Below are 26,466 nucleotides of genomic sequence, written 5' to 3' on the forward strand. Positions count from 1 at the left end.
GGCGCGCTCCCACTGAGGCTGGCGAAACCCATCAGGGTTTCCCCGCCTCTTCAATGACTTCGCTCGCCCTCTTCTGCAAACGCCCTAAACCATCTGCAACCGCTGCTTGCGCGTCGGTGCCGGGTAGGCGCTGTCGATCGCCTGCAGGTCGGCGGCGCTGAGCTGCAGCTCGGCGGCCGCGGCGTTTTCGGCCAGGTGCCGCGGGTCACTGGCCTTGGGGATCACCAGCACGTTGGGCTGGCGCAGCGCCCAGGCCAGGGCGACCTGGGCGCTGGTCACCCCGTGCCGCTGCGCGACCTGGTGCAGCGCGGCATCGGCCAGCAGCGCACCGCCCTGCCCCAGTGGACAGTAGGCCATCAACGGCATGTTCTGGCGCTGCTGCCACGGCAACAGGTCGAACTCCACGCCACGCTCCTCGGGGTTGTAGAGCACCTGATTGGTGGCGCAGGCCGAATCGCCGAGCTCCTGCAGATCATCCAGGTCGAAATTGGACACGCCCCAGCGGCCGATCTTGCCCTGCTCGCGCAGGCGTTCGAAAGCCTCCACCGTTTCCGCCAGCGGGTACTGGCCACGCCAGTGCAGCAGATACAGGTCGATATGCTCGGTGCCCAGGCGCTTGAGGCTGCGCTCGCAGGCCGCGGCGACGCCCGTACGGCTGGCGTTGTGCGGGTAGACCTTGCTGACCAGCAATACCTGATCGCGCTGGCCGGCCAGCGCCTCGCCGACCACCTCCTCGGCGCCGCCTTCGCCATACATCTCCGCCGTGTCGATCACACGCAAACCGCGCTCGATACCTTCACGCAGCGCGGCGACTTCATCTTTACGCCGATCGCGGTTTTCGCCCATGCGCCAGGTGCCCTGGCCTATCACCGGCACCTGAACGCCGGCCAATTCGAGTGTGCGCATCATGCTTCCTCCAGTGATTGCATCCTGACCCGCCCCCATGGCTCAGGTTCAAGCCAACGATACAAACCTAGGCGTATGTAAAGACTGGCTTTTTTTGACCGATCGGTCGGACAGCGCGTGCTTGAGCGGCTACCCTGTGAGGAAAGGACAAGCCAGGGCCAGTCAACCATGGGCGCACTATGGCGATCCGACTCCGCACCGCCTGCTCGCGAACATAAGGTCGCGACCGCGGTGCCGCGCAAACCCCGGCCCGGCAAGCATCGCGTGCGCTGGGTGGTGGGCTCGACGCTGTTGCTCGGGCTCATGGGAGTCAGCGGGCTGGCGGTCTTCGAACTGCGCACCGCCCATTTCCAGTCGACCGAGTTGAGCCGCTACGCGGCCACACTCACCTACGAGGTCAAGGACGGCCCCAGCGACGCCATCGTCTATCCCGGTAATGGCCCCTTCGATCAGCGCCAGGGCTACAGCCGCCTGCCGACCTTCATCGAGCGCCTGCAGAGCCGTGGTTTCGAGGTGCTGCAGCAAGCCCGCTTCTCCCCGGCCCTGAGCGACTACACACAGCGCGGGTTCTTCCCGCCCTTTGCCGAGAAGGCGCAAACCGGCGTGAACATCGAGGATTGCCGCGGCACGCCCTTCTATACCGTGCGCAACCCACGCCAGCGCTACACCAGCTTCGCGGCCATCCCGCCGCTGGTGGTCGGCAGCCTGCTGTTCATCGAGGACCGCCAGTTGCTGGCCGCCGAGCCGGCCGAAGCCAACCCGGCGGTGAACTGGTCACGTTTCGTGATGGCGGCGCTGTCCCAGGTCGGCAAGTACGCAGGCATGCAGGATCAATCCGCCGGCGGCAGCACCCTGGCCACCCAGCTGGAAAAATACCGTCACTCGCCGGACGGCATCACCCATGCGCCCGCCGAGAAATTGCGGCAGATGGTCTCCGCCAGCGTGCGCGCCTACCAGGGCGGCCCGCAGACCCTCGAAGCGCGGCAGAACATCGTGCGCGACTACCTCAACAGCGTGCCACTCTCGGCCGCCCCCGGCCATGGCGAAGTGCATGGCCTGGCCGACGGCCTGCGCATCTGGTTTGGCGTTGATTTCGTCACCACCAACGGCCTGCTCGACAGCGAGCAGGCCAGCGAAGCGGGCCTGGCCGAACGTGGCCTGGCGCTGCGCCAGGTGCTGTCGTTGATGATTGCCCAGCGCCGGCCCTCGTACTACCTCGCCCAGGGCCGGGCGGAGCTGGCCGCGCTGGTGGACAGCCACCTGCGCCTGCTGGCCAACGGCGGTGTGCTGGACAGCAGGCTACGCGATGCGGCACTGGCCCAGCAGGTGACCTACCGCGACTGGCAGACCGACCCCAACCTGCAGCGCATCGACAGTGACAAGGGCGTCAGCATGGCGCGGGCACGGCTGGCCGGGCTGCTCAATCTGTCCTATTACGAGCTCGACCGTCTCGATCTGCAAGCCCGCGCCAGCCTCAATTCCGACCTGCAGCAACAGATCAGCCTGTATCTGGAACAGCTCGCCGACCCGGCGTTCGCCGAGCGCGTGGGCCTGTTTGGCGATCGCCTGCTGTCGCCCAGCAAGACCGGCGAGGTCAGCTACAGCTTCACCCTGTTCGAGCGCACGGCCAACGGCAATCAGGTGCGCGTGCAGACCGACAACACCCATCAGCCCTTCGACATCAACGAGAGCAGCAAGCTGGAACTGGGCTCTACCGCCAAGCTGCGGGTGATGGCCACCTACCTGGAAGTGATCGCCGAACTGCATGGCCGGCTGGCCGCCATGAGCCCGGCGCAGCTGCGTGGCCAGGACATCGCCGACCTGGACCTGCTCAGCCGCTGGGCGGTCGACTACCTGCTGCGCAACCCGGGCGCCGACCTCAGCAGAATGCTCAATGCAGCGCTGGAACGGCGCTATTCGGCCAGCCCCGCGGAGCGCTTCTTCACCGGCGGCGGCCTGCATACCTTTGGCAACTTCCGCCGTGAGGACGACGGCCGGCTGCCGACCCTGCGTGAGTCGCTGCGCGAATCGATCAACCTGCCGTTCGTGCGCCTGATGCGCGACCTGGTGCGTTACAGCACCTACCAGGCGCCGGGCAATAGCGCCGAACTGCTCAAGGACGACAAGGACCCGCGACGCCAAGAATACCTGAGCCGCTTCGCCGACCGCGAAGGCACCACCTTCATGCTGCGCTTCTGGCGCAAGTACCAGGGCCAGTCCGCCCAGGAGCGCCTGGACACCTTTATCGGCGGCCTGCGCCTGACCGATACGCGCCTGGCGGCGGTGCACCGCTACCTGATGCCCGGGGTCGATGAGGCCACCTTCGGCAACTTCATCAAGGCTCATCTGCCGGGCGTGCGGATCAGCGACAAGCGCATGAACGAGCTCTACCGGCGCTACGGCCCCGGCGCCTTCAGCCTGCCGGACCAGGGCTACATCGCCCGGGTACACCCGCTGGAGCTGTGGCTGTTGAAGTACCTGATCGACCACCCGCAGGCCTCGTTCAATGACGCCGTGACCGCCAGCGCCGAGCAGCGCCAGGAGGTCTACGGCTGGCTGTTCAAGAGCCGCCACAAGAGCGCCCGCGACAGCCGCATTCGCATCATGCTGGAGGTCGAGGCCTTTCTGGATATCCACCAGCGCTGGCAGAACCTGGGCTACCCATTCGAGTACCTGGTGCCGTCCCTGGCCACCGCCCTGGGCAGCTCGGGGGATCGCCCCGCGGCCCTGGCCGAGCTGATCGGCATCATCCAGAACGATGGTCTCCGCCTGCCCACGGTGCGCATCGACAGCCTGCACTTCGCCGGCGACACGCCTTACGACACGCGCCTGGGCCATGTACTCGAAACGGGCAAGCGGGTGATGGCCCCCGAGGTTGCCGCGGTGCTGCGCGAGGCCTTGTCACAGGTGGTGGATGGCGGCACCGCGCGGCGCCTGCAGGGCGCCTTCACCCTGGCCGACGGCAGCCCACTGACCCTCGGCGGCAAGACCGGCACCGGCGACAACCGCATGACCAGCGTCGGTCGCGGCGGCCAGGTGATCAGTTCGCGGGTGCAGAACCGTACCGCTACCTTCGTGTTCTTCCTCGGCCCGGATCACTTCGGCACCCTCACCGCCTTCGTGCCCGGCCGCGCGGCAGAGAACTTCCGCTTCACCTCGGCGCTGCCGGTGCAGGTGCTCAAGGGCATGCAGCCGATCCTGGCGCCCTACCTGCAAACCGGCGCCCGCACCCTGTGCGCACCGCCACCGCAGCAGCAGACGGCGCAGGTGGTGCATTAGATCAGCCGATCACCTGTGGGAGCGGGCCATGCCCGCGATTCGGGCGCATGGCGCCCTCCCACAACAAAGCCGCCGATCAGTCGCTGCCTAGCGCTTCAACTTCACATACAACGCCTCGACCTTCTCCCGCGCCCAGGGCGTCTTGCGCAGGAAGGTCAGGCTCGACTTGATGCTCGGGTCGCTCTTGAAGCAGCGGATATCGATGCGCTGGGCCAGACCGTCCCAGCCATAGTGCTCGACCAGATCGGTGAGAATGGCCTGTAGCGTCAGGCCGTGCAGCGGGTCTTTGGATGTGCTCATGGGTCTCTCCCTATCGCGGCGCGGCAGCTTACCAGACGACGCTAACGAAAAGGCCCGGACAACTGTCCGGGCCTTTTGAGCAACGGCTTACCGAAACGCGATCAGAGATGCGCGTCCTGGTATTCCTTCTCGGCCTCGTCGAAACGCTTGACCATGGTCGGCGTCGCCGGGCTGCCGATCTTGCTGAACACGACGATGGCCAGGGTGGCGAGAATGAAGCCCGGGATGATCTCGTACAGGCCCAGGCCGATGAAGTTCTTCCACACCACCACGGTGACCGCACCAACGACCATGCCGGCCAGCGCACCGTTACGGGTCATACCCTTCCAGACCAGCGAGAGGATCACCACCGGGCCGAAGGCCGCGCCGAAACCGGCCCAGGCGTAGGACACCAAACCCAGCACCTTGCTGTCCGGGTTGGAGGCGATGCCGATGGCCACCAGGGCGATCAGCAGTACCATGGCGCGACCGACCCAGACCAGTTCGGTCTGGCTGGCATCCTTGCGCAGGAAAGCCTTGTAGAAGTCTTCGGTCAGGGCACTGGAGGACACCAGCAGTTGGCAGCTCAGGGTGCTCATCACCGCCGCCAGGATGGCGGACAGGATCAGGCCGGCAACCCATGGGTTGAAGAGGATCTTGGTCAGTTCGATGAACACCCGCTCGCTGTTCTCGCCGACCGGGCCGGCCAGCATCGGGTTGTTGGCGAAGTAGGCGATGCCGAAGAAGCCGACGGCTACCGCACCGCCCAGGCTGAGGATCATCCAGGTCATGCCGATACGCCGTGCCGCCGGAATCGACTTGACCGAATCGGCGGCCATGAAGCGCACCAGGATGTGCGGCTGGCCGAAATAGCCCAGGCCCCAGGCCAGCAGCGAGATGATGGCGACGAAGGACAGGCCACGGAACATGTCGAAGTTGGCCGGGTTGGCCTGCTCGATGGTGGCCATGGCGGCGTCGAAGTCACCGAGCGCCAGGATCACGAACACCGGGGTGATCAACAGCGCGAAGATCATCAGGGTGGCCTGCACGGTATCGGTCCAGCTGACCGCCAGGAAGCCGCCGATGAACACGTAGGCGATGGTCGCGGCGGCACCGACCCACAGGGCGGTATCGTAGCTCATGCCGAAGGTCGACTCGAACAGGCGCGCACCGGCTACCACGCCCGAGGCGCAGTAGATGGTGAAGAACACCAGGATCACCAGTGCCGAGAAGATGCGCAGCAGCTTGCTGTTGTCTTCGAAGCGGTGGGTGAAGAAGTCCGGCAGGGTCAGCGCGTTGTTGTTGTGCTCGGTGTGCACCCGCAGGCGGCCAGCCACGAACAGCCAGTTCAGCCAGGCGCCCATGATCAGGCCAATGGCGATCCAGCTCTCGGAGATGCCGGCGATGAAGATCGCCCCCGGCAGGCCCATCAGCAGCCAGCCGCTCATGTCCGAGGCGCCGGCGGACAGCGCGGTGACGAAGCTACCGAGGCTGCGGCCACCGAGGATGTAGTCGGAGAAGTTCTTGGTCGCACGGTAGGCAATGAAACCGATCAGCAGCATGGCCAGGATATAGACCACGAAGGTGACCAGCATGGGAGTGCTTGCAGTCATTGGGGAATGCCCTCTCGCTTGTTTTTATTCGAACCGGGTTAACCCGGCCCAGTTGGCACGTCACGACTACGGTCGTGCTCCAGATACGCCATTCTTCTTATTACAGATGGCGTTACCGATTCGGGGCAGCAGCCCCAATTAGCAAAACGGGCGGAAACCTGATGATTCCCGCCCGTTCGTGATTACTCGTCGCCCAGCGACAGCAGTGAGGCGTTGCCACCCACCGCCGTGGTGTTCACCGACGTGGTGCGCTCGTTGACGAAGCGCAGCAGGTAGCTCGGGCCACCGGCTTTCGGGCCGGTACCGGACAGGCCACAACCGCCGAACGGCTGTACGCCGACCACCGCACCAATCTGGTTGCGGTTCACGTAGAGGTTGCCGACGCGCGCCAGGGCTTCGATGCGGGCGGCAGTTTCCTCGTTTCGGCTGTGAATGCCAAGGGTCAATCCATAGCCGGTGGCGTTGATGGCCGCGACCACCTTCTCCAGATCGGCGGCATCAAAGCGCACCACGTGCAGCACCGGGCCGAACTGTTCTTTCTTCAGCTCATGAATGCCAGCGATCTCGAACGCCACCGGGGCAATGAAGTGACCGTTCAGATCGCCACGCAGCGAGGCTTCGGCAATCAGCTTGCCCTCGCCTTTCAACTGATTGATATGCGCCAGCAGGCCATCACGGGCTTCGCCGTCGATCACCGGGCCGATATCATTCTCGCGCAAGTGGGTCGGGCCAATCTTCAGCTCGGCCATGGCACCCTTGAGCAGGTCGATCACCCGGTCGGCGATATCGCGCTGCACGTACAGCACGCGCAGGGCCGAGCAACGCTGGCCGGCGCTGGTGAAGGCCGAACCGACGGCATCCTTGACCACCTGCTCGGGCAGCGCAGTGGAGTCGACGATCATCGCGTTCTGGCCGCCGGTCTCGGCGATCAGGGTGGCAATCATGCCGTCCTTCTCGGCCAGTTGGCGGTTGATGATGCGTGCGGTGTCGGTGGAGCCGGTGAAGCACACGCCGGCGACGCGCGGGTCGCGGCAGAACACGCCACCGAGGGTCGCGCCGTCACCGGGCAGAAAGGCGATCACGTCCTTCGGCAGGCCGGCGTCGAACATCAGTTCCAGGGCGCGGGCGGCGATCAGGCTGGTCTGCTCGGCCGGTTTGGCCAGCACCACGTTGCCGGCCACCAGTGCAGCGCTGATCTGGCCCAGGTAAATGGCCAGCGGGAAGTTCCACGGGCTCACGCAGACGAAGATGCCGCGGCCTTCATGGAACAGCTCGTTGCGCTCGCCGGTCGGCCCCTTGAGCTCTTCACGACCGAGCTTGAGGCGCGCCTGCTGCGCGTAATAACGGCAGAAGTCCACCGCCTCGCGCACTTCATCGATGCCGTCCTGCATGGATTTGCCCGCTTCCACGGTGCACAGCGCCATCAGCTCGGCACGGTTGCTTTCCAGCAGATCAGCGAGGCGCTCGAGAATGCTTGCGCGCTCATCGATAGCGACAGCGTTCCACTTCGGCCAGGCGGCGCTCAAGCCATCCAGCGCCTGGGCGGCCTGGGCGGCGGTGGCGAACTGGGCGGTGCCGACCAGCTTGTTCAGGTCATAAGGGCAGCGAACTTCCTGGGCCTCACCATTCAGGGTCTGGCCGTTGATCACCGGCGCGGCCTGCCACTGGCGATCCAGCTGCGGACGGTAGAGGTTTTCGAGTTCGGTCAGCGATTTCTGGATGTTCATGTTGATGCCCTGGGAGTTTTTCCGTGTGGCCCCGTACAGCGCAGGCGGCAGCGGGATTTTGTTATTGGCGAGGCTGGAGAACTTGCGCAGCTGGGTAACCGGGTGATCGATCAGCGACTCGACCGGCACGCTCGGGTCGACCAGCTGATGCACGAACGACGAGTTAGCGCCGTTCTCCAGCAGGCGGCGCACCAGGTACGGCAGCAGGTCCTTGTGGGCACCTACGGGCGCGTAGATGCGCACGGTCTTGCGGTGCTTCTCCAGCACCGTGTCGTACAGCGCGTCGCCCATGCCGTGCAGGCGCTGGAACTCGAACTCGCGCGGCGACGCCTGCTCGGCCGCCATGGCCAGGATGCAGCTGACGGTGTGGGCGTTGTGGCTGGCGAACTGCGGGTAGATCACCCCGCGGGTGAACTCGCTGAGCAGGTAGCGGGCGCACGCCAGGTAGGAGGTATCGGTGCCTTCCTTGCGGGTGAACACCGGGTAGCCGTCGAGGCCCCACACCTGGCACTGCTTGATCTCGCTGTCCCAGTAAGCGCCCTTGACCAGGCGCAGCGGCATCTTCTCGCCGAGTTCCTTGCCCAGCAGGGTCAGCCACACCAGCACCGGCAGGCAGCGTTTGGAGTACGCCTGGATCACCAGGCCGAACTCGCCCCAGCCGGCCACGGCCGGATCACGCAGCAGCTTTTCGTAGAGTTCCAGGGACAGTTCGAGGCGATCCGCCTCTTCGGCGTCCACGGAAATACCGACGTTGAGCTTGCGTGCGCGGATGGCCAATTCGCGCACGTTGGCGAACAGCTCGGTCAGCACGCGCTCGCGCTGGGCCACTTCGTAACGCGGGTGCAGCGCGGAGAGCTTGATCGAGATCGACGGCTTCGGGCCCGGGCCGACCTGCGGCTCGGCACCCACGGTGTCGATGGCCTTGCGGTAGTCGGCCATGTATTTCTCGGCGTCTTCGGCGGTCAGCGCCGCTTCGCCAAGCATGTCGAAGGAATAGGTGTAGCCCTTCTCGCGCTCCGGGCGACCGTTCTTCAGCGCTTCGCTGATGGTGCGACCGAGCACGAACTGCTTGCCCATCAGCTTCATGGCCTGGTTCATCGCCGCGCGGATCACCGGCTCGCCGGAACGCTGGATGAGGCGGCCAAGCACCTTCTTCGGGCGTCCGTCAGCGGCTTGCGGGTCGACCACCTTGCCGGTCATCACCAGGCCCCAGGCCGCGAAGTTGACCAGCACGTTGTCGCTCTTGCCCAGGTGCCGCTCCCACTCGGCGGCGCTGAGCTTGTCGCGGATCAGCGCATCGGCGGTGCTGGCATCCGGCACGCGCAGCAGCGCCTCGGCCAGGCACATCAGCATCAGGCCTTCCTGGGTATCCAGGCTGTACTGGCGCAGCAACGCATCGAGGGTGTCGACCGCATTGTCGCGGCCGCGCACGTCCTGGATCAGGCTGCGCGCCTGCTGGCGAACGCTGTCGATACCAGCAGCGCCGGGGTCGGCCAGCTGCAGCAGCTCCTCGAGGTACGCGGCTTCGTCAACGTTGTAGTTGGCACTGATGGCGGGAAAGAAATCGGCGGACTTTCCTGCAGAGATTCGCGCAAGGAACTCCGGCTGCAGGACCTGGCTGGCTTTGAACATCACGCCCATCCTCTTGTAGGGATTATGTATGGGGGTACCCCTGCTTCGGGTCTAGCCCAGCTACGACGATCTGGCGATCCCCGGCGTGCAGAAGCGGATGGCGGAATGTAGAGGCAGATGGCCGGCGGTTTCTTGCAGAAAACTCTGGAGTTTTTGCGAAAACCTCCAGACCGGGTATGGCAGCGGGCCGGCGGCTCACCCAGCCGGCGATCGACGACCGCCGCGGCACGTGGGCGGATGACGAAACCCCGCCCCGCAACCTCAGCGCGAAAGATGCCACAGCCCAAAAAAGCTGACCTTGCCAGGCCATGGCCCGCAGCGTTTTTACGATTATTTTATGCCGTGCCGGCCAAGCTGAATGGAGACTTTACGGCCATCGATCCAACAATACGCTCGTCGCCATTTCGGCATCGCAGGCAAGGATCATGACTGAATTTCTGTTCGTTTTCGGCTTGGCCATCGTGCTGGGCTGGCCATTGGGTCGCTATCTGGCGGCCATCATGCGCGGCGCCCCGATGCGCGGTGATCGCCTATTCGCGGTCATCGAGCGCCCGCTCTACCGCCTGCTGGGTATTGATCCCGCCCAGGGCATGAGCTGGAAAACCTACGCCAGCGCGTTTCTGTTGAGCAACCTGATCCTCGGCCTGCTGGTCTGGATGCTGCTGATGAGCCAGCAATGGCTGCCACTCAACCCCAACGCGGCACCCAACATGCGCTGGGACCTGGCGCTGCACACCGCCGTGTCGTTTCTGACCAACACCAACCAGCAGCACTACGCCGGGCAGGCGCAGCTTTCCTATCTATCGCAGATGACCGCCATCGTGGGCCTGCAGGTGATCACCCCGATGATGGGCCTGGCGCTGGTGGTGGCGACGCTGCGCGGGCTGTTCGGCGGCCGTCAGCAAACCGATCGCAGCCAACCAGCCGTTGTCGGCAACTTCTGGGCCGACCTGATCCGCCCCACCATCCGCCTGTTCCTGCCGCTGTGCCTGCTGCTCTCGGTACTGCTCACCGCCCAGGGTGTTCCCGCCACGCTCGATGGCGGGCCAAAGGCCACGCCGCTCGATGGCGCTGCGCAGATGAGCGAGCAGAAAATTCCCCTCGGCCCGGTTGCCGCCATGGTCGCCGCCAAACAGCTGGGCACCAACGGCGGTGGCTGGTACGGCCCGAACAGCTCGGTGGCGCTGGAGAACCCGACGCCGGTGAGCAACCTGCTGCAAACCCTGGCGCTGATCCTGCTACCGGTGGCCATCGTCTTCATGGTCGGTGACTTTACCGGGCGGGCCCGGCTCAGCGCGCTGATCTTCGGCTGCATGCTGAGCATGTCGTTGATGTCCGCCGGCATTGCCCTGTGGTCCGAGGGCCATTCGGCGAGCAGCAGCGACATCGCCCTGATGGAGGGCAAGGAGGTGCGCTTCGGCGCCGATGCCTCGGCCCTGTGGGCCGCATTGACCACCCAGACCAGCAACGGCTCGGTCAATTCCATGCACGACTCCCTGGCACCGCTGACCGGCATGGTGACCATCGCCAACATGCTGGTGAACGGCATCTGGGGCGGCATCGGCTGTGGCCTGCAGCAGTTTCTCGTGTACCTGCTGCTGAGCGTGTTCCTGGCCGGCCTGATGACCGGCCGCACCCCTGAGCTGCTGGGGCGCAAGATCGAAGCCCCGGAAGTCAAATGCCTGGCAGTACTGGTGCTGCTGCAGCCACTGGTGATCCTCGGCCTGAGCGCCGTCAGCCTGCTTTTCCCCGAACTGACCGGCAACTCGAACCCCGGCGCCCACGCGATCAGCCAGGTGCTCTACGAGTACACCTCGGCCTTCGCCAATAACGGTTCGGGCTTCGAGGGCCTGGGCGATGCCAGCTACTGGTGGAACCTGAGCTGCGTGCTGGCCCTGATCCTGGGCCGCTACCCGGCGCTGATCCTGCCGCTGATCATCGCCGCGATGCTGGCACGCAAACGGGTGACGCCCGAAGGCCCCGGCACCCTGCAGATCGAGACGCCGACCTTCGCCCTGACGCTGATGGCCATCATCGCCATTCTCACCCTGCTGCAATTCATGCCCGTGCTGGTGCTGGGGCCCGTGGCCGACCACCTGCAGTTCATCACCCGTTGAGGCTGATTTCACATGACTCAGATGACCCAACATTCCGTTAACGCCAAGCGCCCGGCCCTGCTTGACGCCGCCGGCGTGAAAAGCGCCGTGCTCGCGGCCTTCAGCAAGCTTGCGCCGAATAACGCGTTCAAGAACCCGGTGATGGCCGTGGTCTGGGTCGGCACGCTGCTCTGCGCCGTGCTGACCCTGCTGGGCAAGAGCACGCCTGCCATCGGCTGGAGCGTCACCCTGCTGCTGCTGGTCACGGTGCTGTTCGCCAACTTCGCCGAGGCCGTGGCCGAAGCCCGCGGACGCGGCCAGGCCGACTCGCTACGCAAGGCCCGCAAGGATCTCGTCGCCCGCCGCCTGAAAAGCCTGAACGAGCGCAGCGAGCCACAGCGCATCGCGGCCAGCGAACTGCGCCCGGGCGATCTGCTGATCGTCGCGCAAGGCGAAATCATTCCCGCCGATGGCGAGATCATCGAGGGGCTGGCGAGCATCAACGAGTCGGCGGTCACCGGTGAATCCGCGCCGGTGCTGCGCGAGGCCGGTACCGACCGCTCCGGCGTGATCGGTGGCACCAAGGTGCTGTCCGACCAGATCATCGTCGAGGTCACCGCCCAGCCGGGTAACAGCTTCCTGGATCGCATGATCGCCCTGGTCGAAGGCGCCAATCGACAGAAGACGCCCAACGAAATCGCCCTGGGCCTGTTGCTGACCACCATGACGCTGACCTTCCTGATCGTGGTGATCACCCTGCCCGCCATCGCCGCCTTCGTCGGTATCCAGATCGATCCGCTGCTGTTGATCGCGCTGCTGGTGTGCCTGATCCCGACCACCATCGGCGGCCTGTTGCCGGCCATCGGCATCGCCGGTATGAACCGCGCGCTGTCCGCCAACCTGTTGGCCAAGTCGGGCAAGGCCGTGGAAATCGCCGGTGACGTCGACGTCCTGCTGCTGGACAAGACCGGCACCATCACCCATGGCGACCGCCAAGCCACGCATTTCCATGCCCTGCCGGGCATGCAGCCAAGCCGCCTGCAGGAAGCTGCGCTGCTGTCGTCGCTGGCCGACCCGACCCCGGAAGGCAAGTCCATCGTCAAGCTGGCGCGCCAGAACGGCGTGAGCGATGAAGCGCCCAAGGACGCCACTTTCATTCCCTTCAGCGCGCAGAGTCGTCTGTCCGGCCTTGACATGCTCGACGGCCGGAGCATTCGCAAAGGCGCGATCGATGCCATTCGCCGCCACGTGCTGGCGGTGTCCGGCTCGGTGCCGCCGCAGCTACAGGAATTGGTCGATCAGGTGGCACGCAAGGGCGCCACGCCGCTGGTGGTCGCCGACGGTCGCCAGGTGCTCGGCGTCATCGAACTCAGCGACGTGGTCAAGCATGGCATCAAGGAGAAGTTCGCCAAGCTGCGGGCCATGGGTATCCGCACCGTGATGATCACCGGTGACAACCCCCTCACCGCTGCGGCCATCGCCGCCGAGGCGGGCGTCGATGACTACATCGCCGAAGCCCGCCCGGAAGACAAGCTGGCGCGTATCCGCCAGGAGCAGGAGCGCGGCCACCTGGTGGCCATGGTCGGTGATGGCACCAACGATGCGCCGGCACTGGCCCAGGCCGATGTCGGCCTGGCCATGAACTCGGGCACCCAGGCCGCCAAGGAAGCGGGCAACATGGTCGACCTGGACTCGGATCCAGCCAAGCTGCTGGCCGTGGTGGAGGTGGGCAAGCAGCAATTGATCACGCGCGGCGCGCTGACCACCTTCTCCCTGGCCAACGACGTGTCCAAGTACTTCGCCATCCTGCCTGCCCTGTTCGCGGGAGCGATTCCAGCCTTGGCCGGGCTCAACCTGATGCAGCTGTCCAGCCCGACCAATGCGGTGCTTTCGGCACTGATCTTCAACGCCCTGATCATTCCGCTGCTGATTCCGCTGGCCATGCGCGGGGTACGCGTACGGGCAGCCAATGCCACGGCGCTGCTGCGTCGCAACATGCTGATCTACGGGGTAGGCGGCGTATTGCTGCCGTTTCCGGCCATCAAACTGATCGACATGCTGCTGTCGGCAAGCATCGGCGTTTAGACGACTACATTGGGTGAACGATATGACGAATGAAACGACTGCGCCCCTGGGCAATCTGCTGCGTCCAGCCTGCGTCTTGGCATTGATCGGTTTGCTGGGCTTCGGCCTGAGCTATTCGCTGGTCTCCACAGGCATCGGCAACAGCCTGTTCCCCCAGCAGGCGAGCGGCAGCATCATCGAGCGCAACGGCACCATCATCGGTTCCGCGTGGGTGGCTCAGCCATTCGCTAGCCCAGGTTATTTCAGGGCGCGTCCCTCTGCAGCCGGCTATGATCCGATGGCCATGGCCGGCAGCAACCAGGCCCGCAGCAACCCTGCCATGCGCCAACGCATCGACGAGCAGCGCGCCGTGACCGCCGGCCAGGAGGGCGTCGATCCGCACGCTGTACCTGGCGATCTGCTTACCCAGTCTGGCAGCGGCATGGACCCGCATATCAGCCCCGAGGCAGCGCAGATCCAGGTCGCTCGTGTGGCGCGTGAACGCGGCATGCCGCAAAGCCAGGTACAAACCTTCGTGGCAACCTACACGGAGGGGCCTAAATGGGGGCTGTTCGGGCAGCCACGGGTCAATGTGCTGCGGCTCAACCTGGCACTCGACGACGCCAGGAGCAGGTAACGGGTATGCAGGAAAACCGTGAAGCACGTGCCGATGCCCTGGCCGGTGAACTGCGCCGGCAGGGCAGCGGCCACCTGACGCTGTTTCTGGGAGCGGCGCCTGGTGTCGGCAAAACCTACGCCATGCTTTCCCGCGCCCGGGAGCTGCGCCAACAAGGTGTCGACCTGGTAATCGGCGTGGTGGAAACCCACGGCCGTAGTGAAACGGCGGCGCTGCTCGATGGCCACGAGCTGATCGCACGCCGCCAGGTCGAGTACCAGGGGCACAGGCTGGACGAGATGGATCTGGACGCCATCGTGCAGCGCCGCCCACGCATCGTCCTGGTCGACGAGCTGGCCCATCGCAATGCCCCAGGCAGCCGCCACGAACGGCGCTGGCAGGACGTGCTGGAGCTGCTGGACAACGGCATCGACGTCTACAGCACGGTCAACATCCAGCACCTGGAAAGCCTCAATGACATCGTGCACCGCATCACCGGCATCCGGGTCAGCGAGACGGTGCCCGATGCGCTACTCGACCGTCTGCGCGACATCCGCCTGGTCGACCTGCCGCCGGGCGAGCTGATCGAGCGCCTGCACCAGGGCAAGATTTACCTGCCCGACATGGCCGAACAGGCGCTGCAGAGCTTCTTCTCGGCGCCCAACCTGGCGGCGCTGCGCGAACTGGCCATGCAGACGGCTGCTGACCACATCGAGGATCACCTGCGCGAATCGCAAACCGCGCAGGGCATCAGTGGCTTTGCCTTGCGCCGCCGGGTACTGGTCGCCATCGATGGCAGCGGCAACTCGGAATACCTCGTGCGTGCCGGCAGACGCATTGCCGAACGCCGTGACGCGCCCTGGAGCGTGGTCACGGTGCAGCGCGCCGGCCGTATCGACTCGGCCAGGCAGGCCGAACTCGACCGTGCCTTCGTCCTGGCGCGTAATCTGGGCGCCGACACACAGGTGCTGCATGGCAATGCCATCGCCGATACGCTTCTCGACCACGCCGCCCACGATGGGGTGTCCACCCTGGTGGTCGGGCGCAGCCGTGAGCGGCCCATCGCCCGCATGTTCAACCGTACCCTGACCCAGCGCCTGCTGCAGCACGGCGCCCATTACGAACTGGTCATCGTCAGCTCTGCCCAGGCCCGTGCCAAGGCCCGCGCGCGCCAGCGCCCCAGTGTGTCGGCGCGCTGGCTGTCCTGGCGGGATGCGACGTACGCGTGCACCGCCGCGGCCATCGCTACCGGGTTGGCCTGGATGGCCGAGCAATGGGTCGGCCTGGCCGACCTGTCGATGATCTTCATCGTCGCCGTGGTCATGGTCGCGGCGCGCACCCGCATGACCGCCGCCGTGCTGGCGGCGATACTTTGTTTTCTGGCTTACAACTTCTTCTTCATCGAGCCGCGCTACACCCTGTACATCTCCGCGCCCTGGGGCATCACCACGGTGTTGCTGTTCCTGGTGGCGGCGCTGGTGGCGGGGCGCCTGGCCGCGCAGCTGCGCATGCAGATCCTGGCCCTGCGCGCCGCCAACAACCAGGCCTCCGTGCTGCATCACCTGGGCCGGCAACTGAACGCCGCGGCGGACCTCACCCAGGTGCTGCAGGCCGGGCGCAGCTGCCTGGAGCGCTCGTTCGGCGCCCTGGTCACCGTCAAGGTCGGCGAGCGCCAGGAAAACTCGCCCGACGTGCAGCTGGCGCAGATCGACAAGGCCGCCGCCGACTGGGCGCGGCTCCATGGCCAAGCCGCCGGCCGCTACACCGACACCCTGGCTGGTGCGCGCTGGTGGTGCCTGCCGCTGTTGGGCAACGATGAAGTGATCGGCGTCGTCGGCCTGCTGCACGACGCCCCGCTCAAGCAACTGCCCACGCAGAGTCGTCGTCTGGCCGAGGCCATCTGCGAGGACATCGCCCAGGCCGCACTGCGCGCCACACTGGTGGCCGACCTGGAAACCGCCCGGGTCAATAACGAGACCGAGCGCTTGCGCTCCGCCCTGCTGTCCTCGGTGTCCCATGACCTGCGCTCGCCGCTGGCGGCGATGATGGGCTCGGCCAGCAGCCTGATCGACTACGCCGACGCCATGAGCGAAGAGGACCGTGTCAGCCTGCTGCAGACCATCCAGCTCGAAGGTGAGCGCCTGGACCGCTACATCCAGAACCTGCTGGACATGACCCGGCTCGGCCACGAGGGACTGACCCTGCACCGCGACTGGATCGGCGTCGACGAGCTGGTCGGCTCGGCGGCCGGGCGCCTGCATCGCTACCGTCCGCAGGTGCGCATCGACCTGCATCTGGACAGCGACCTGCCGCCGCTCTGGGTACACCCGGCGCTGGTCGAGCAAAGCCTGTTCAACGTGCTGGAAAACGCCGCCAAGTTCTCACCGCCCGGCGAGAGCATCGACATCTTCGCCCGCCAGGTCGACGGCAAGCTGCAACTGGACGTGCAGGATCGCGGCCCGGGGATCGCCGAGCACGAGCGCAGCCGCATCTTCGACATGTTCTACAGCATCGAGCGCGGCGATAGCGGCAAACAGGGCACCGGCCTGGGCCTGACCATCGCGCAGGGCATGATCGGCGCCCACGGTGGCGTGGTCAGCGCCTTTGCCGGCGAGGGCGGGCGCGGTACGCTGATCCGCCTGAGCATTCCGCTGACCGAGCCGGATGCACCACAGCAGGTGATCGACAGTGGCGATTGAACCCTCCTCCACCCAGGCACGCATCCTGGTCATCGACGACGAACCGCAAATCAGGCGCCTGCTGGACATCAGCCTTCGCGCCCAGGGCTACGAGGTTCGCCAGGCGGAAGACGGCCACAGCGGCCTGCAGAGCCTGGCCCAGGATGGCGCCGACCTGATCCTGCTGGACATCGGGCTGCCGGACATGGATGGCCATCAGGTGCTGCAGCAGCTACGTGGATGGAGCGCAGTGCCGGTCATCATGCTCACCGTGCGCGATGCCGAAACGGAAAAGGTGGCGGCCCTCGACGCCGGCGCCAACGACTACGTGACGAAGCCGTTCGGCACCCGCGAGTTGATGGCGCGTATCCGCGTGCTGCTGCGCCACAACGATGCGCAAAAGAGCGTGGCCACCGTCTACGACGATGGTGTGCTGCACATCGACCTGGGCCGTCGCGACGTGCTGCTGCGTGGCGAACGCCTGCAACTGGCGCGCAAGGAATATGCGCTGCTGGCCCTGCTGCTGAAGAACAGCGGTCGGGTGGTGACCCAGCCGCAGATCCTGCGCGAGATCTGGGGCAAGGCGCACGACGACGATCTGCATTACGTGCGGGTGCTGGTCGGCAAGCTGCGCCAGCGGCTGGGTGACAACGCCGCAGCGCCGCGCTGGCTGGCAACCGAGCCGGGGGTGGGCTTGCGATTCATCGCGCAACCGGCCTAGCCAGGCCTGCGCCCTGCTCTGCCAGCAAGCCCCTCGCGCGCACGACCGTCGTCGATCGGCGCGTTGGCAAACGGCGGCTAAAGGGGTTTCGTCAAAGGCGCGTAGCTGCGCCTGTATAGACGGTTGCCTGCCAGTTTCAACAGGATGGCACGGCCACAGCCAGGTAGCCGGCGCAGCTTGTCCCGCGCGACGCATTGCTGTTGCACCCAGTCGACGCGAGGCTTGCGTCGGCGCGTGTATTCGGCGAGCGCCTCGCCGATGCTCGAGGCGCTGCCAAGGGTTTCAGCCAGGACCAGCGCATCTTCCATCGCCATCCCGGCCCCCTCCGCCATGCTCGGGGACGAGGCATGCGCCGCATCGCCGATCAGGTAGCAATCGGCATGGCAAGCGCTGCAATCGAGCCCAGCAACCCCGGGGCCTGCAAGGCCCGGGCGGCATTACCCGGCAGGTAGAGGCCAGTCCCGGCTTGTGGAACATCAGCCCTGTGTTCGATCAGGTCGGCGCCAAAGCCCTGCAGTTGCAGGGCCCTGGCCACGGCCAGGCCGGCGATACCGCCGCCCACTATCAATACTCTCATCCGGATACTCGTTCTCTGCTATGGCGGTGACGATAGCACCCTGCGTCGCGCGGATGAGGCCTGCTACTCCGCCGCCCACGCGAGGCAAAACTGCCGCTGCGGCGCTAGATATCCAGTGACACCGCCAGATTCAAGCCATGTTGGCGTTCATCGTCAGCGTGTCGGTAGCTGTAGCTGCCGCGCAGTGACAGGCCGTCACCGAGGCGCTGGCTGACACCAAAGTGGCCGCGCAGGCTGCGGTCATCCGGGCGATGGCCAGGCAGTTCGAAGTCGATCCCCGGCAGGCTGTTCAGCGACATGCGCAGCTCGGTGGGGTCATCCTCGTATTCGCGCTCCACTGCCAGCTCGCCGAACAACCGGGTCTGCGGGCTCAGGTCGTACAGCCCCTGCAGACCGGCCCCCAGGCGCCTGGACTTGCGCGTCTGGTCGTCGAAGCCCAGAGCAGTGGAACGCTGGCCTTTCTCGCGATACCCGTGCACATCGATGTGCACGTAGTCGGCGCTGATGAAGGGGCTCAGGTGCCACTGGCTGCCTGGCTGGGCGATGTCGTAGCCGATACGGCCGCTGACGGCCCACAGCGTACCCTCGGTGTCACCCTTCTCCGCATTGGTGGCCGGGCCGGCGGCGAACTTGCGTTTCAGGTCGTCGTATTGCAGGCGCCCGGCGCTGGCCGAGAGGTCGCCCCACCAGCGATCGCGCTGGTACTGGGCGAACGCCGTGCCGATGTAGCTGCGCAGGTTGTAATCGGAATCCGCCGCGCCGGCCTCGAGATTCTGCTCCTGCAGCCCGGCCGCCAGGCCAACCCGCCAGGCCTCATCGAGGCGATAGCTGGCGCCGAAGTTGAGGCTGTAGCCATTGCCATCGGCATTGCCGCCGTAGCGGTCATAGTCCAGCCGTTGGCCGCCTCCGTTGACGAAGGTGCGCCACTGACCGACCGCCTGCCAGGCTTGCCAATCCGCCAGCCATTGGGCGCGCAGCTGATCCTGATGGCCACGCAGGGTACCCAGGGCCATTTCCGGCAACAGGGTGACTTCCCAGGGGGCGGCCAGTAACGAGTAGGCGTAGTCGGCAATCAGGCGCTGGCCGGCAATCGTCGGGTGAACGCCGTCGTTGAACAGCAATTTCGTCGGGTCCGGTGTGCTGCCATTGAGCCCGAAGATCGGGTTGGGGTTGCTGCAACCGGCGAAGCAGGTGCCGATTAGCGTGGCGCGATCGGCCACCAGGCCGTAGCGGCCAGGATCACCGACCACTTCGGCGAGGTAGAGCGGCATGTTCAAGGCAATCACATTGGCGTCCAGGGTTGCCAATTGACTCACCAGCTCGCTGTTGAAGGCTGCGCCCAATGCGCTGACCTGCCCCTGCAGCGGGCTGCCGAAAAAGTTCGGCGTCAAGCCGAGGTCCGGCAGCACCCACACCATGATGTAGCGCGCGCCCGCCTGTTGCAGCGCCTCGGCGCTGTCCACCAGGCGCCCCGCTGCGGCCTGCGCGCTGGGCCCATCGATGACCTGAAACTGCAGGAAGTCGTTGCCGCCGCCCGTCAGGTAGTACAAGGCGTTGGGGTCGGCTCGGCCACCCGTGGACTGCAGATAACCGCCGGGCCCGGTGATGGCACCGAGGATCTGATCGGTTCGGTAGCCGCCGACCGCCCAGTTGTTGCCACCGTCCACGGTATTGGCCGAGCCCAGGCCGGGGCCCGGCAGCCCGAGTGCATTGCCCAGCAGCATGGGTGACACCTCACCGAATACTTCACCACTGCCATCCTGGTAGGTCGGGCCGGTACGGTTGGTGAAACGAGTGGTCGCACCTGCCGGGCCATCGGCATCGGCAAACCACCCGGCATCACTGAGGCTGTCACCAAGTACGTAGAGGCCGCTGTATGGCGCGGCACAAAGGGAGCTGGCACTGGCCAGCAGACAGGCAGCCGCGAGCGGCGTGAGGAAGGGTTGCATGGCAAGTCCTTTTATTATTGGAGTGAACCGCTCGACAAATGTAGCCAGTGTTCGATGCAAGCGCAGCCTGATGGATAAAAACGAAAACGCCGCCGTTACCTGGCGGTAACGGCGGCGTTTGCTGGCAATACGTGATCAGCGGGTCAGGCGGGTCAGCGCTTCGCGGTACTTGTCGGCGGTCTTCTGGGCGACGTCGGCCGGTACGGCCGGCGCTGGCGGCTCCTTGTTCCAGCCGGTGGACTCCAGCCAGTCGCGCACGAATTGCTTGTCGAAGCTCGGCGGGTTGCTGCCTTCGGCGTAGCTGTCGGCGGGCCAGAAGCGGCTGGAGTCGGGGGTCAGCACCTCGTCCATCAGGGTCAGGGTGCCGTCTTCGTCGAGGCCGAACTCGAACTTGGTGTCGGCGATGATGATCCCGCGGCTGGCCGCATACTGCACCGCCGCGCTGTACAGGGCGATGGAGGTTTCGCGTACCTTGGCAGCCAGCTCGGCGCCAATGATCGCCTCGCACTGCGCAAAGCTGATGTTCTCGTCATGGTCGCCCACCGCGGCCTTGGTCGACGGCGTGAAGATCGGCTCGGGCAGCTTGGCCGCTTCCTTCAGGCCGGCCGGCAGGGCGATGCCGCACACGGTGCCGCTCTTCTGGTATTCCTTCCAGCCGGAGCCGACGATGTAGCCGCGCACGATGGCTTCCACGGCGACCGGCTTGAGGCGCTTGGCGACCACCGCGCGGCCTTCTACAAGCGGCAGCTCGGCTGCCGGCACCACGTCTTCGACGCGGTCACCGGTGAAGTGGTTGGGCACCACGTGGGCCAGTTTGTCGAACCAGAAGTTGGAGATGGCGGTGAGGATCTTGCCCTTCTCCGGGATCGGCTGCTCGAGGATCACGTCGAAGGCCGACAGGCGATCGGTGGCGACCATCAGCATGCGCTTGTCGTCGATCTCGTAGAGGTCGCGGACTTTGCCCGAATAGATCTTTTTCAGGCTCAGGGAAGGTGTGGTCATGTCGAGCTAGCGCCTCGTCGCGGAAAAGTCGCGCCGCATGGCGTCAAAGCAGACGCGCCACGGCTGTATGGGCGGCAGGAAAACGCCTGCCTGTGAAAACAAAAGGCGAAACCCCATGGGGTTTCGCCTATCGCCAACCACGTGCCAGGAATGCCTAGCCGAGGTTCTCCTGGATCATGCCCAGCACCCGGCGGGCCACCTCGGCCGGCGCCACGGTGTTGATGTCCTTCTCGACGGTCACCTGCACGGTGTCGCCCACGGCGGTCAGGCGAACCTGGTAGCGCTCGGCGCGTGCCTCGACGGCGTCCTTGTCTTCCGAGCCGCCGAACATGCGGCTGAACAGGCCCGGCTTCTCGTTGGTGCGCTGCGGGCCTTCGGCCAGGTTGACGTAGTAGACGCCGAGGGTGCGGTTGATGTCATCGACGCGCAGGTCAGCCATGCGCAGCGAACGGCCAACCCCGGACCAGGCGCGGTCGAAATCGGTGCTCAGGTTCAATACCGGGTTGCCGTTGCCATCCTGCGACAGGGCTACGCGGTTTGGCGCATCGAAGTCGCGGCCGGCCAGCAGCGAAACCGAACCACCCTGCTCCACACCACGGGTCAGGCTGGCCTGCAGCTCGTCGAGCAGCGCGGCGTCGAGGGTCTTGTTGACGCTGCGCTCGGTGAACGGCACGTCGGCGTTGCTGCCGGCCGGACGCTGCGCGGTGACCACGAAGATTTCGCTGGTATTGCGCTGCACACCGGGCTCGAGGCGCACATGCACACGGGTTTCGGTGTTGCTGTCGAGGCCACCGACACGGCCGGCCAGGCGGCTCTGCATGCTGCTCGACAGGGCGTCGAAACGCTGCCAGTCAGTGCTGAATTCGCCGGTCTGCGGGCGTTCGTCGACGATGCGGAAGCCGCCGTCTTCGAAGAACTGGCGAGCACCAGGCCAGACCTCGGCCGGCACGCGCTGGGCGACCAGCCAGCTGGAGTCGCCGCTGTTCTGCAGGCTGAACTCGCTGACGTTGTCACTGACGGCCAGCGCCTGTGGGCGCGGCACTTCGTATTCGCCCTTGGCGTCGCTGTCGCGAATCTGCTGGGGAACCGGCAGCAGCGGGTCGAGGCGCTTGGCCTGGACGTCGGCCGGCAGCTGCATCGGCGCGGTCTGCCGTGCGGTCAGGTAGTCACTGCCGCGGTCGCGGAAGTAGCCATTTTCGCCCCAGATCCAGCCACAGCCACTGGTGCTGGTGATGATCAGGGCAAGTGCGGAAAGTCCGGCCAGTCGCTTCATGCGTCGTAATTCCTCGATTAGACCAATACACCGGACTGGCGCAGGGCCTGACGCAGCGGTTCGTGACAACGGGGGCTCAACCAGGTCAGCGGCAAGCGAATGCCGTCGGCCATCATGCCCATTTCATTCAGGGCCCATTTCACCGGAATCGGGTTGGCTTCGATGAACAGGTTCTTGTGCAGAGGCATCATACGGTCGTTGATGGCCCGGGCGATCGCCGCTTCGCCGCGCATGGCTGCCGAGCACATATCGCTCATCGCCCGCGGCGCCACGTTGGCGGTCACCGAAATATTGCCCTTGCCGCCGAGCAGGATCAGCTCCACCGCAGTCGGATCATCGCCGGAGTACAGGTGGAAGCTGGGGGCCACACGGTCGAGGATGTCACGGGCACGCTGCAGGTCGCCGGTGGCTTCCTTGATGCCGATGATGTTGTCGACCTTGGACAGCCGCTCGACGGTTTCCGGCAGCATGTCGCAGGCGGTACGGCCCGGCACGTTGTAGAGAATCTGCGGGATGGCCACGGCTTCGGCGATATGGCGGAAGTGCAGGTACAGGCCTTCCTGGGTCGGCCGGTTGTAGTACGGGGTGACCAGCAGGCAGGCGTCCGCACCGGCAGTCTTGGCATTCTGGCTCAGCTCGACCGCTTCACGGGTGGAGTTGGCGCCGGTGCCGGCGATGACCGGGATGCGCCCGGCGACCTGATCCACCACGCGGCGGATGACTTCGATGTGCTCGTTGACATCGAGCGTCGCCGACTCGCCGGTGGTGCCGACCGCGACGATGGCATGGGTGCCCTCTTGCAGGTGGAAATCCACCAGCTTGCTCAGGGCCTCCCAGTCGAGATTACCCTGCGCATCCATGGGCGTGACCAGTGCCACCATACTGCCCGCAATCATGCAACCGCTCCTGCCGAAAAAGAGAGCGGTAATGGTACTGGCGCCACCAGCCTTGCACAAGCGACCAGATGGCTGTAGTTACCGGCATTACGCGCGCTCGGCAGCACGGCCGAGCATATCTGGTCATTCCCCTGGCGGGCGCTTTTCGCTACCCTGCGAGTTTGTTTGGCGCTGTCTATAGCGCCGGGCGTTCAACGTTTAGGAAGGCTGCATGTCCACCCCCCCAGTTCGCGAACAATTTCTCGTCATCAGCGCCCTCGGCAGCAATGCCATGGAGCTGACCAATGTGCTGTGCCGGGCCAGCCATGAAAACCGCTGCGCGGTCATCAGCACGCGCCTGAGCCGCCACGGCGAGCTCAGTGCGCTGGTGCTGCAGATTTCCGGCAGCTGGGATGCCCTGGCGCGGCTGGAAGCCGGCCTGCCTGCGCTGGCCAAGAAGCACGAGTTCACCGCCAACGTGATCCGCAGCGCCGCCCAGGAAGTCCGCCCCCAGGCGCTGCCTTACGTGGCCTACGTGAGCTCGGTGTACCGCCCGGACATCCTCAACGAGCTGTGCCAGTTCTTCATCGACCACCGTGTCGAGCTCGAGGCGCTGACCTGCGACACCTACCAGGCGCCGCAGACCGGCGGCACCATGCTCAACGCCACGCTGACCGTCACCCTGCCAGCGGGCACCCAGATCAGTTGGCTGCGCGACCAGTTCCTGGATTTCGCCGACGCGCTGAACCTGGATGCCCTGATCGAACCCTGGCGCCCCCAGAATCCATAAGGAGCCCTACCCATGGCCATCGCTATCGATTCCCCCGTTGCCGACTTCAGCGCCCCGGCCACCGGCGGTGATTTCAACCTGGCGGCCCACAAGGGCAAGCAACTGGTGATCTACTTCTACCCGAAGGACAACACCCCCGGCTGCACCACCCAGGGCCAGGGCTTTCGCGATGCCCATGAGGCTTTCGCCGCCGCCAACACGGTGATCGTCGGGGTGTCCCGCGACAGCCTGAAGACCCACGAGAACTTCAAGGCCAAGCAGGGCTTTCCCTTCGAGCTGATCTGCGACAAGGACGAAAGCGTCTGCAACCTGTTCGACGTGATCAAGCTCAAGAAGCTCTACGGCAAGGAATACCTGGGCATCGACCGCAGCACTTTCCTGATCGACAAGAACGGCGTGCTGCGTCAGCAATGGCGCGGGGTGAAAGTGCCCGGCCATGTCGACGAGGTACTGGCCGCCGCCCAGGCCCTGAACAAAGCCTGATACATATGCAAAATGCCGCTCGAGAGCGGCATTTTTGTTGGTGCAGGGTCAGGCGTGCATCACGCTTTACGCAACCAGTAGCGAAACACCCCGCCCTCGTTTTCCTCGCGCAGCAGCGCGTGCCCGGCCAGGCGCGCGAAGGCCCGAAAGTCGCGCTGCGACCCGGCATCCGTGGCCGACACCTTGAGCACCTCGCCACTGGCCAGGCCATTGAGCGCCACCTTGGCCTTGAGCAGCGGCAGCGGGCAATTCAGCCCACAGGCATCCAGCTCGGCCTGATGCTCGCCCTGCCAACTCGACAAATCACTCATACCACCCTCCGGTTTTGCAGGCCGACAGCATAACCCAAGGCCCGCTGGCGCTGGTCAGGCAAGTGCCCACCCGGCTACAGTACGGCACTGATCCAACAAGAGCCTTGTGCATGAATGTTCTGCGCCCCACCCTGCTGACGCTCGCCTGCCTGCTGGCACAACCGGCCATGGCCAGCGACCTGCCCTCCCTCGGCGACGCCAGCTCCGCGCTGGTGTCTCCGCAACAGGAATACCAGCTGGGCCGCGCCTGGCTGAGCATCGTGCGTGGCCAGGTCAGCCAGCTGTCGGATCCGCAGCTCAAGGACTTCGTCGAAAGCAGCGTCTACCGCCTGGCCGAGACCAGCCAGGTACAGGACCGGCGTCTCGAGTTCGTGCTGCTCAACAGCCCGCAGATCAACGCCTTCGCCGCCCCCGGCGGGATCATCGGCGTCAACGGCGGGCTGTTCCTGTATGCGCAGACCGAAGGCGAATACGCCTCGGTGCTGGCCCACGAACTGGCGCACTTGTCGCAGCGCCACTTCGCCCGTGGCCTGGAAGCCCAGCAACGCATGCAGCTGCCGGTGATGGCGGCCATGCTCGCCGGTATCGTCGCCGCTGCCGCCGGTGCCGGTGATGCCGGTATCGCCGCCATCGCCTCGACCCAGGCGGCGGCCATTCAGGAGCAGCGGCGCTTCTCCCGGCAGAACGAGCAGGAGGCCGACCGAATCGGCCTGATCAACCTGGAGAAAGCCGGCTACGACCCGCGCTCGATGCCGAGCATGTTCGAACGCCTGATGCGGCAGTACCGCTATGACCGTATGCCGCCGGAGTTCCTGCTCACCCACCCGGTTTCCGAATCGCGCATCGCCGATACCCGCAACCGCGCCGAGCAGCTCCCTGGCGGCGGTACCGAAGACAGCCTGCGCTACCAGTTGATGCGCGCCCGCGTGCAGCTGACCTACGAAGAAACCCCCGGCATCGCCGCCAAGCGCTTCCGCGCCCAGCTCGATGAAAACCCGAACATGGACACCGCCCGCTACGGCCTGGCCATCGCGCTCACCAAGGGTGGTCAGTTCGACGAAGCGCGCGACATCCTCGCGCCATTGCTGCAGAAGGCGCCCAACGACATCACCTACAACCTGGCGCAGATCAGCCTGGACTCGGCGGCCAATCGCCTGCCGGCCACCGAGCAACGGGTAAACCGCCTGCTCGAGCTGTACCCCAACAATTACCCGGTCAACCAGGCGCGCATCGACCTGCTGCTCAAGCAACGCAAGATCCCTGCCGCCGAACAGGCGCTCAACGACCTGCTCAAGCGGCGCATGAAGGATCCGGATGTCTGGTATCAGGTGGCGGAAGTGCGCGGGCTGAGCGGCAATACCATCGGCCTGCACCAGGCCCGGGCCGAGTATTTCGCTCTGGTCGGCGACTTCAACCAGGCCATCGAACAGCTCGACTTCGCCAAGCGTCGCGCGGCCAACAACTTCCAGATGGCCTCACGCATCGACGCGCGGCAGAAGGAGTTGATCGAAGAGAAGCGGATGACCGAGGAAATGCTGCGCGGCTGATGGCGCAGCACTCGGCTGCACCAACTATCGACCGATAGTCCGTGCAGC

General features: G+C 65.6%; 20 protein-coding genes. 9 read left to right on the top strand and 11 right to left on the bottom strand.

Translation table 11 applies throughout. The annotated features are described in order from the left end of the window. Nucleotides 1-84 precede the first annotated feature (84 nt). Nucleotides 85-906, bottom strand: coding sequence for an aldo/keto reductase (locus QYS36_RS10795; RefSeq protein WP_308839601.1), 822 nt, complete (start codon nt 904-906; stop codon nt 85-87). Nucleotides 907-1,074: 168 nt separating this feature from the next. On the opposite strand from QYS36_RS10795, the gene QYS36_RS10800 reads away from it, so the two are divergent. Further along, the gene (locus QYS36_RS10800; RefSeq protein WP_308839479.1) at nt 1,075-4,185 is read left to right on the top strand and encodes a transglycosylase domain-containing protein; all 3,111 of its coding nucleotides are present in this window, start codon (nt 1,075-1,077) and stop codon (nt 4,183-4,185) included. An 87-nt stretch (nt 4,186-4,272) separates the two neighbouring features. Here the strand turns inward: QYS36_RS10800 and QYS36_RS10805 are convergent, their stop codons facing one another. The 3 genes from QYS36_RS10805 to putA form a co-directional block, all read right to left on the bottom strand. Further along, complete coding sequence (locus QYS36_RS10805; RefSeq protein WP_308839480.1) at nt 4,273-4,485, bottom strand: VF530 family protein; 213 nt, start codon at nt 4,483-4,485, stop codon at nt 4,273-4,275. Between the two features lie 101 nt (nt 4,486-4,586). Further along, entirely contained in the window at nt 4,587-6,077 is a 1,491-nt protein-coding gene (putP, locus tag QYS36_RS10810; protein ID WP_308839481.1) for a sodium/proline symporter PutP, read from the bottom strand. A gap of 182 nt (nt 6,078-6,259) precedes the next feature. Next, complete coding sequence (gene putA, locus QYS36_RS10815; RefSeq protein WP_308839482.1) at nt 6,260-9,436, bottom strand: bifunctional proline dehydrogenase/L-glutamate gamma-semialdehyde dehydrogenase PutA; 3,177 nt, start codon at nt 9,434-9,436, stop codon at nt 6,260-6,262. Between the two features lie 425 nt (nt 9,437-9,861). Between putA and kdpA the strand changes: the two genes are divergently transcribed. From kdpA to QYS36_RS10840, 5 genes are read left to right on the top strand one after another with little or no spacing between them, the layout of a single operon-like run. After that, complete coding sequence (gene kdpA / locus QYS36_RS10820; protein ID WP_308839483.1) at nt 9,862-11,553, top strand: potassium-transporting ATPase subunit KdpA; 1,692 nt, start codon at nt 9,862-9,864, stop codon at nt 11,551-11,553. A gap of 12 nt (nt 11,554-11,565) precedes the next feature. Then, nucleotides 11,566-13,617 (top strand): potassium-transporting ATPase subunit KdpB, encoded by a 2,052-nt coding sequence (gene kdpB, locus QYS36_RS10825; protein WP_374990442.1) that lies wholly within the window; start codon nt 11,566-11,568, stop codon nt 13,615-13,617. 22 nt (nt 13,618-13,639) lie between these two features. Further along, nucleotides 13,640-14,233, top strand: a complete 594-nt coding sequence (kdpC, locus tag QYS36_RS10830) for a potassium-transporting ATPase subunit KdpC (protein ID WP_308839485.1) — start codon at nt 13,640-13,642, stop codon at nt 14,231-14,233. A 5-nt stretch (nt 14,234-14,238) separates the two neighbouring features. Next, on the top strand, nt 14,239-16,911 hold the full coding sequence (locus tag QYS36_RS10835) for a sensor histidine kinase KdpD (RefSeq protein WP_308839486.1): 2,673 nt from the start codon (nt 14,239-14,241) through the stop codon (nt 16,909-16,911). Beyond that, nucleotides 16,901-17,611, top strand: coding sequence for a response regulator transcription factor (locus tag QYS36_RS10840; protein ID WP_308839487.1), 711 nt, complete (start codon nt 16,901-16,903; stop codon nt 17,609-17,611). The genes QYS36_RS10835 and QYS36_RS10840 overlap by 11 nt, the downstream gene beginning before the upstream one ends. 77 nt (nt 17,612-17,688) lie before the next feature. Here QYS36_RS10840 and QYS36_RS10845 read toward each other — a convergent pair whose 3' ends face one another. The 6 genes from QYS36_RS10845 to dapA form a co-directional block, all read right to left on the bottom strand. Then, complete coding sequence (locus QYS36_RS10845; protein ID WP_374990443.1) at nt 17,689-17,925, bottom strand: hypothetical protein; 237 nt, start codon at nt 17,923-17,925, stop codon at nt 17,689-17,691. A gap of 50 nt (nt 17,926-17,975) precedes the next feature. Continuing rightward, nucleotides 17,976-18,188 carry an NAD(P)-binding protein gene (locus QYS36_RS10850; RefSeq protein WP_308839488.1) on the bottom strand — a complete coding sequence of 71 codons (213 nt, stop codon included), beginning with the start codon at nt 18,186-18,188 and terminating at the stop codon, nt 17,976-17,978. A gap of 104 nt (nt 18,189-18,292) precedes the next feature. After that, nucleotides 18,293-20,137, bottom strand: a complete 1,845-nt coding sequence (locus QYS36_RS10855) for an autotransporter domain-containing protein (protein ID WP_308839489.1) — start codon at nt 20,135-20,137, stop codon at nt 18,293-18,295. Nucleotides 20,138-20,272: 135 nt separating this feature from the next. Beyond that, complete coding sequence (locus tag QYS36_RS10860) at nt 20,273-21,139, bottom strand: phosphoribosylaminoimidazolesuccinocarboxamide synthase (RefSeq protein WP_308839490.1); 867 nt, start codon at nt 21,137-21,139, stop codon at nt 20,273-20,275. A 154-nt stretch (nt 21,140-21,293) separates the two neighbouring features. Further along, nucleotides 21,294-22,412, bottom strand: coding sequence for an outer membrane protein assembly factor BamC (gene bamC / locus QYS36_RS10865; RefSeq protein ID WP_308839491.1), 1,119 nt, complete (start codon nt 22,410-22,412; stop codon nt 21,294-21,296). Between the two features lie 17 nt (nt 22,413-22,429). Further along, nucleotides 22,430-23,308, bottom strand: coding sequence for a 4-hydroxy-tetrahydrodipicolinate synthase (dapA, locus tag QYS36_RS10870; RefSeq protein ID WP_308839492.1), 879 nt, complete (start codon nt 23,306-23,308; stop codon nt 22,430-22,432). 211 nt (nt 23,309-23,519) lie between these two features. On the opposite strand from dapA, the gene QYS36_RS10875 reads away from it, so the two are divergent. Both QYS36_RS10875 and QYS36_RS10880 read left to right on the top strand, forming a co-directional pair. After that, nucleotides 23,520-24,077, top strand: coding sequence for a glycine cleavage system protein R (locus tag QYS36_RS10875; RefSeq protein WP_074883437.1), 558 nt, complete (start codon nt 23,520-23,522; stop codon nt 24,075-24,077). Nucleotides 24,078-24,089: 12 nt separating this feature from the next. Then, nucleotides 24,090-24,560, top strand: a complete 471-nt coding sequence (locus QYS36_RS10880) for a peroxiredoxin (protein WP_308839493.1) — start codon at nt 24,090-24,092, stop codon at nt 24,558-24,560. 59 nt (nt 24,561-24,619) lie between these two features. On the opposite strand, the gene QYS36_RS10885 is transcribed toward QYS36_RS10880, so the two are convergent. Beyond that, nucleotides 24,620-24,871, bottom strand: a complete 252-nt coding sequence (locus QYS36_RS10885) for a sulfurtransferase TusA family protein (RefSeq protein WP_308839494.1) — start codon at nt 24,869-24,871, stop codon at nt 24,620-24,622. 110 nt (nt 24,872-24,981) lie between these two features. Between QYS36_RS10885 and QYS36_RS10890 the strand changes: the two genes are divergently transcribed. Further along, nucleotides 24,982-26,418 carry a M48 family metalloprotease gene (locus QYS36_RS10890; protein WP_308839495.1) on the top strand — a complete coding sequence of 479 codons (1,437 nt, stop codon included), beginning with the start codon at nt 24,982-24,984 and terminating at the stop codon, nt 26,416-26,418. The last annotated feature ends 48 nt before the right edge of the window (nt 26,419-26,466 follow it).

This window comes from Pseudomonas sp. G34 (genome assembly GCF_031119625.1).
In the GTDB taxonomy this organism is placed as follows: domain Bacteria; phylum Pseudomonadota; class Gammaproteobacteria; order Pseudomonadales; family Pseudomonadaceae; genus Aquipseudomonas.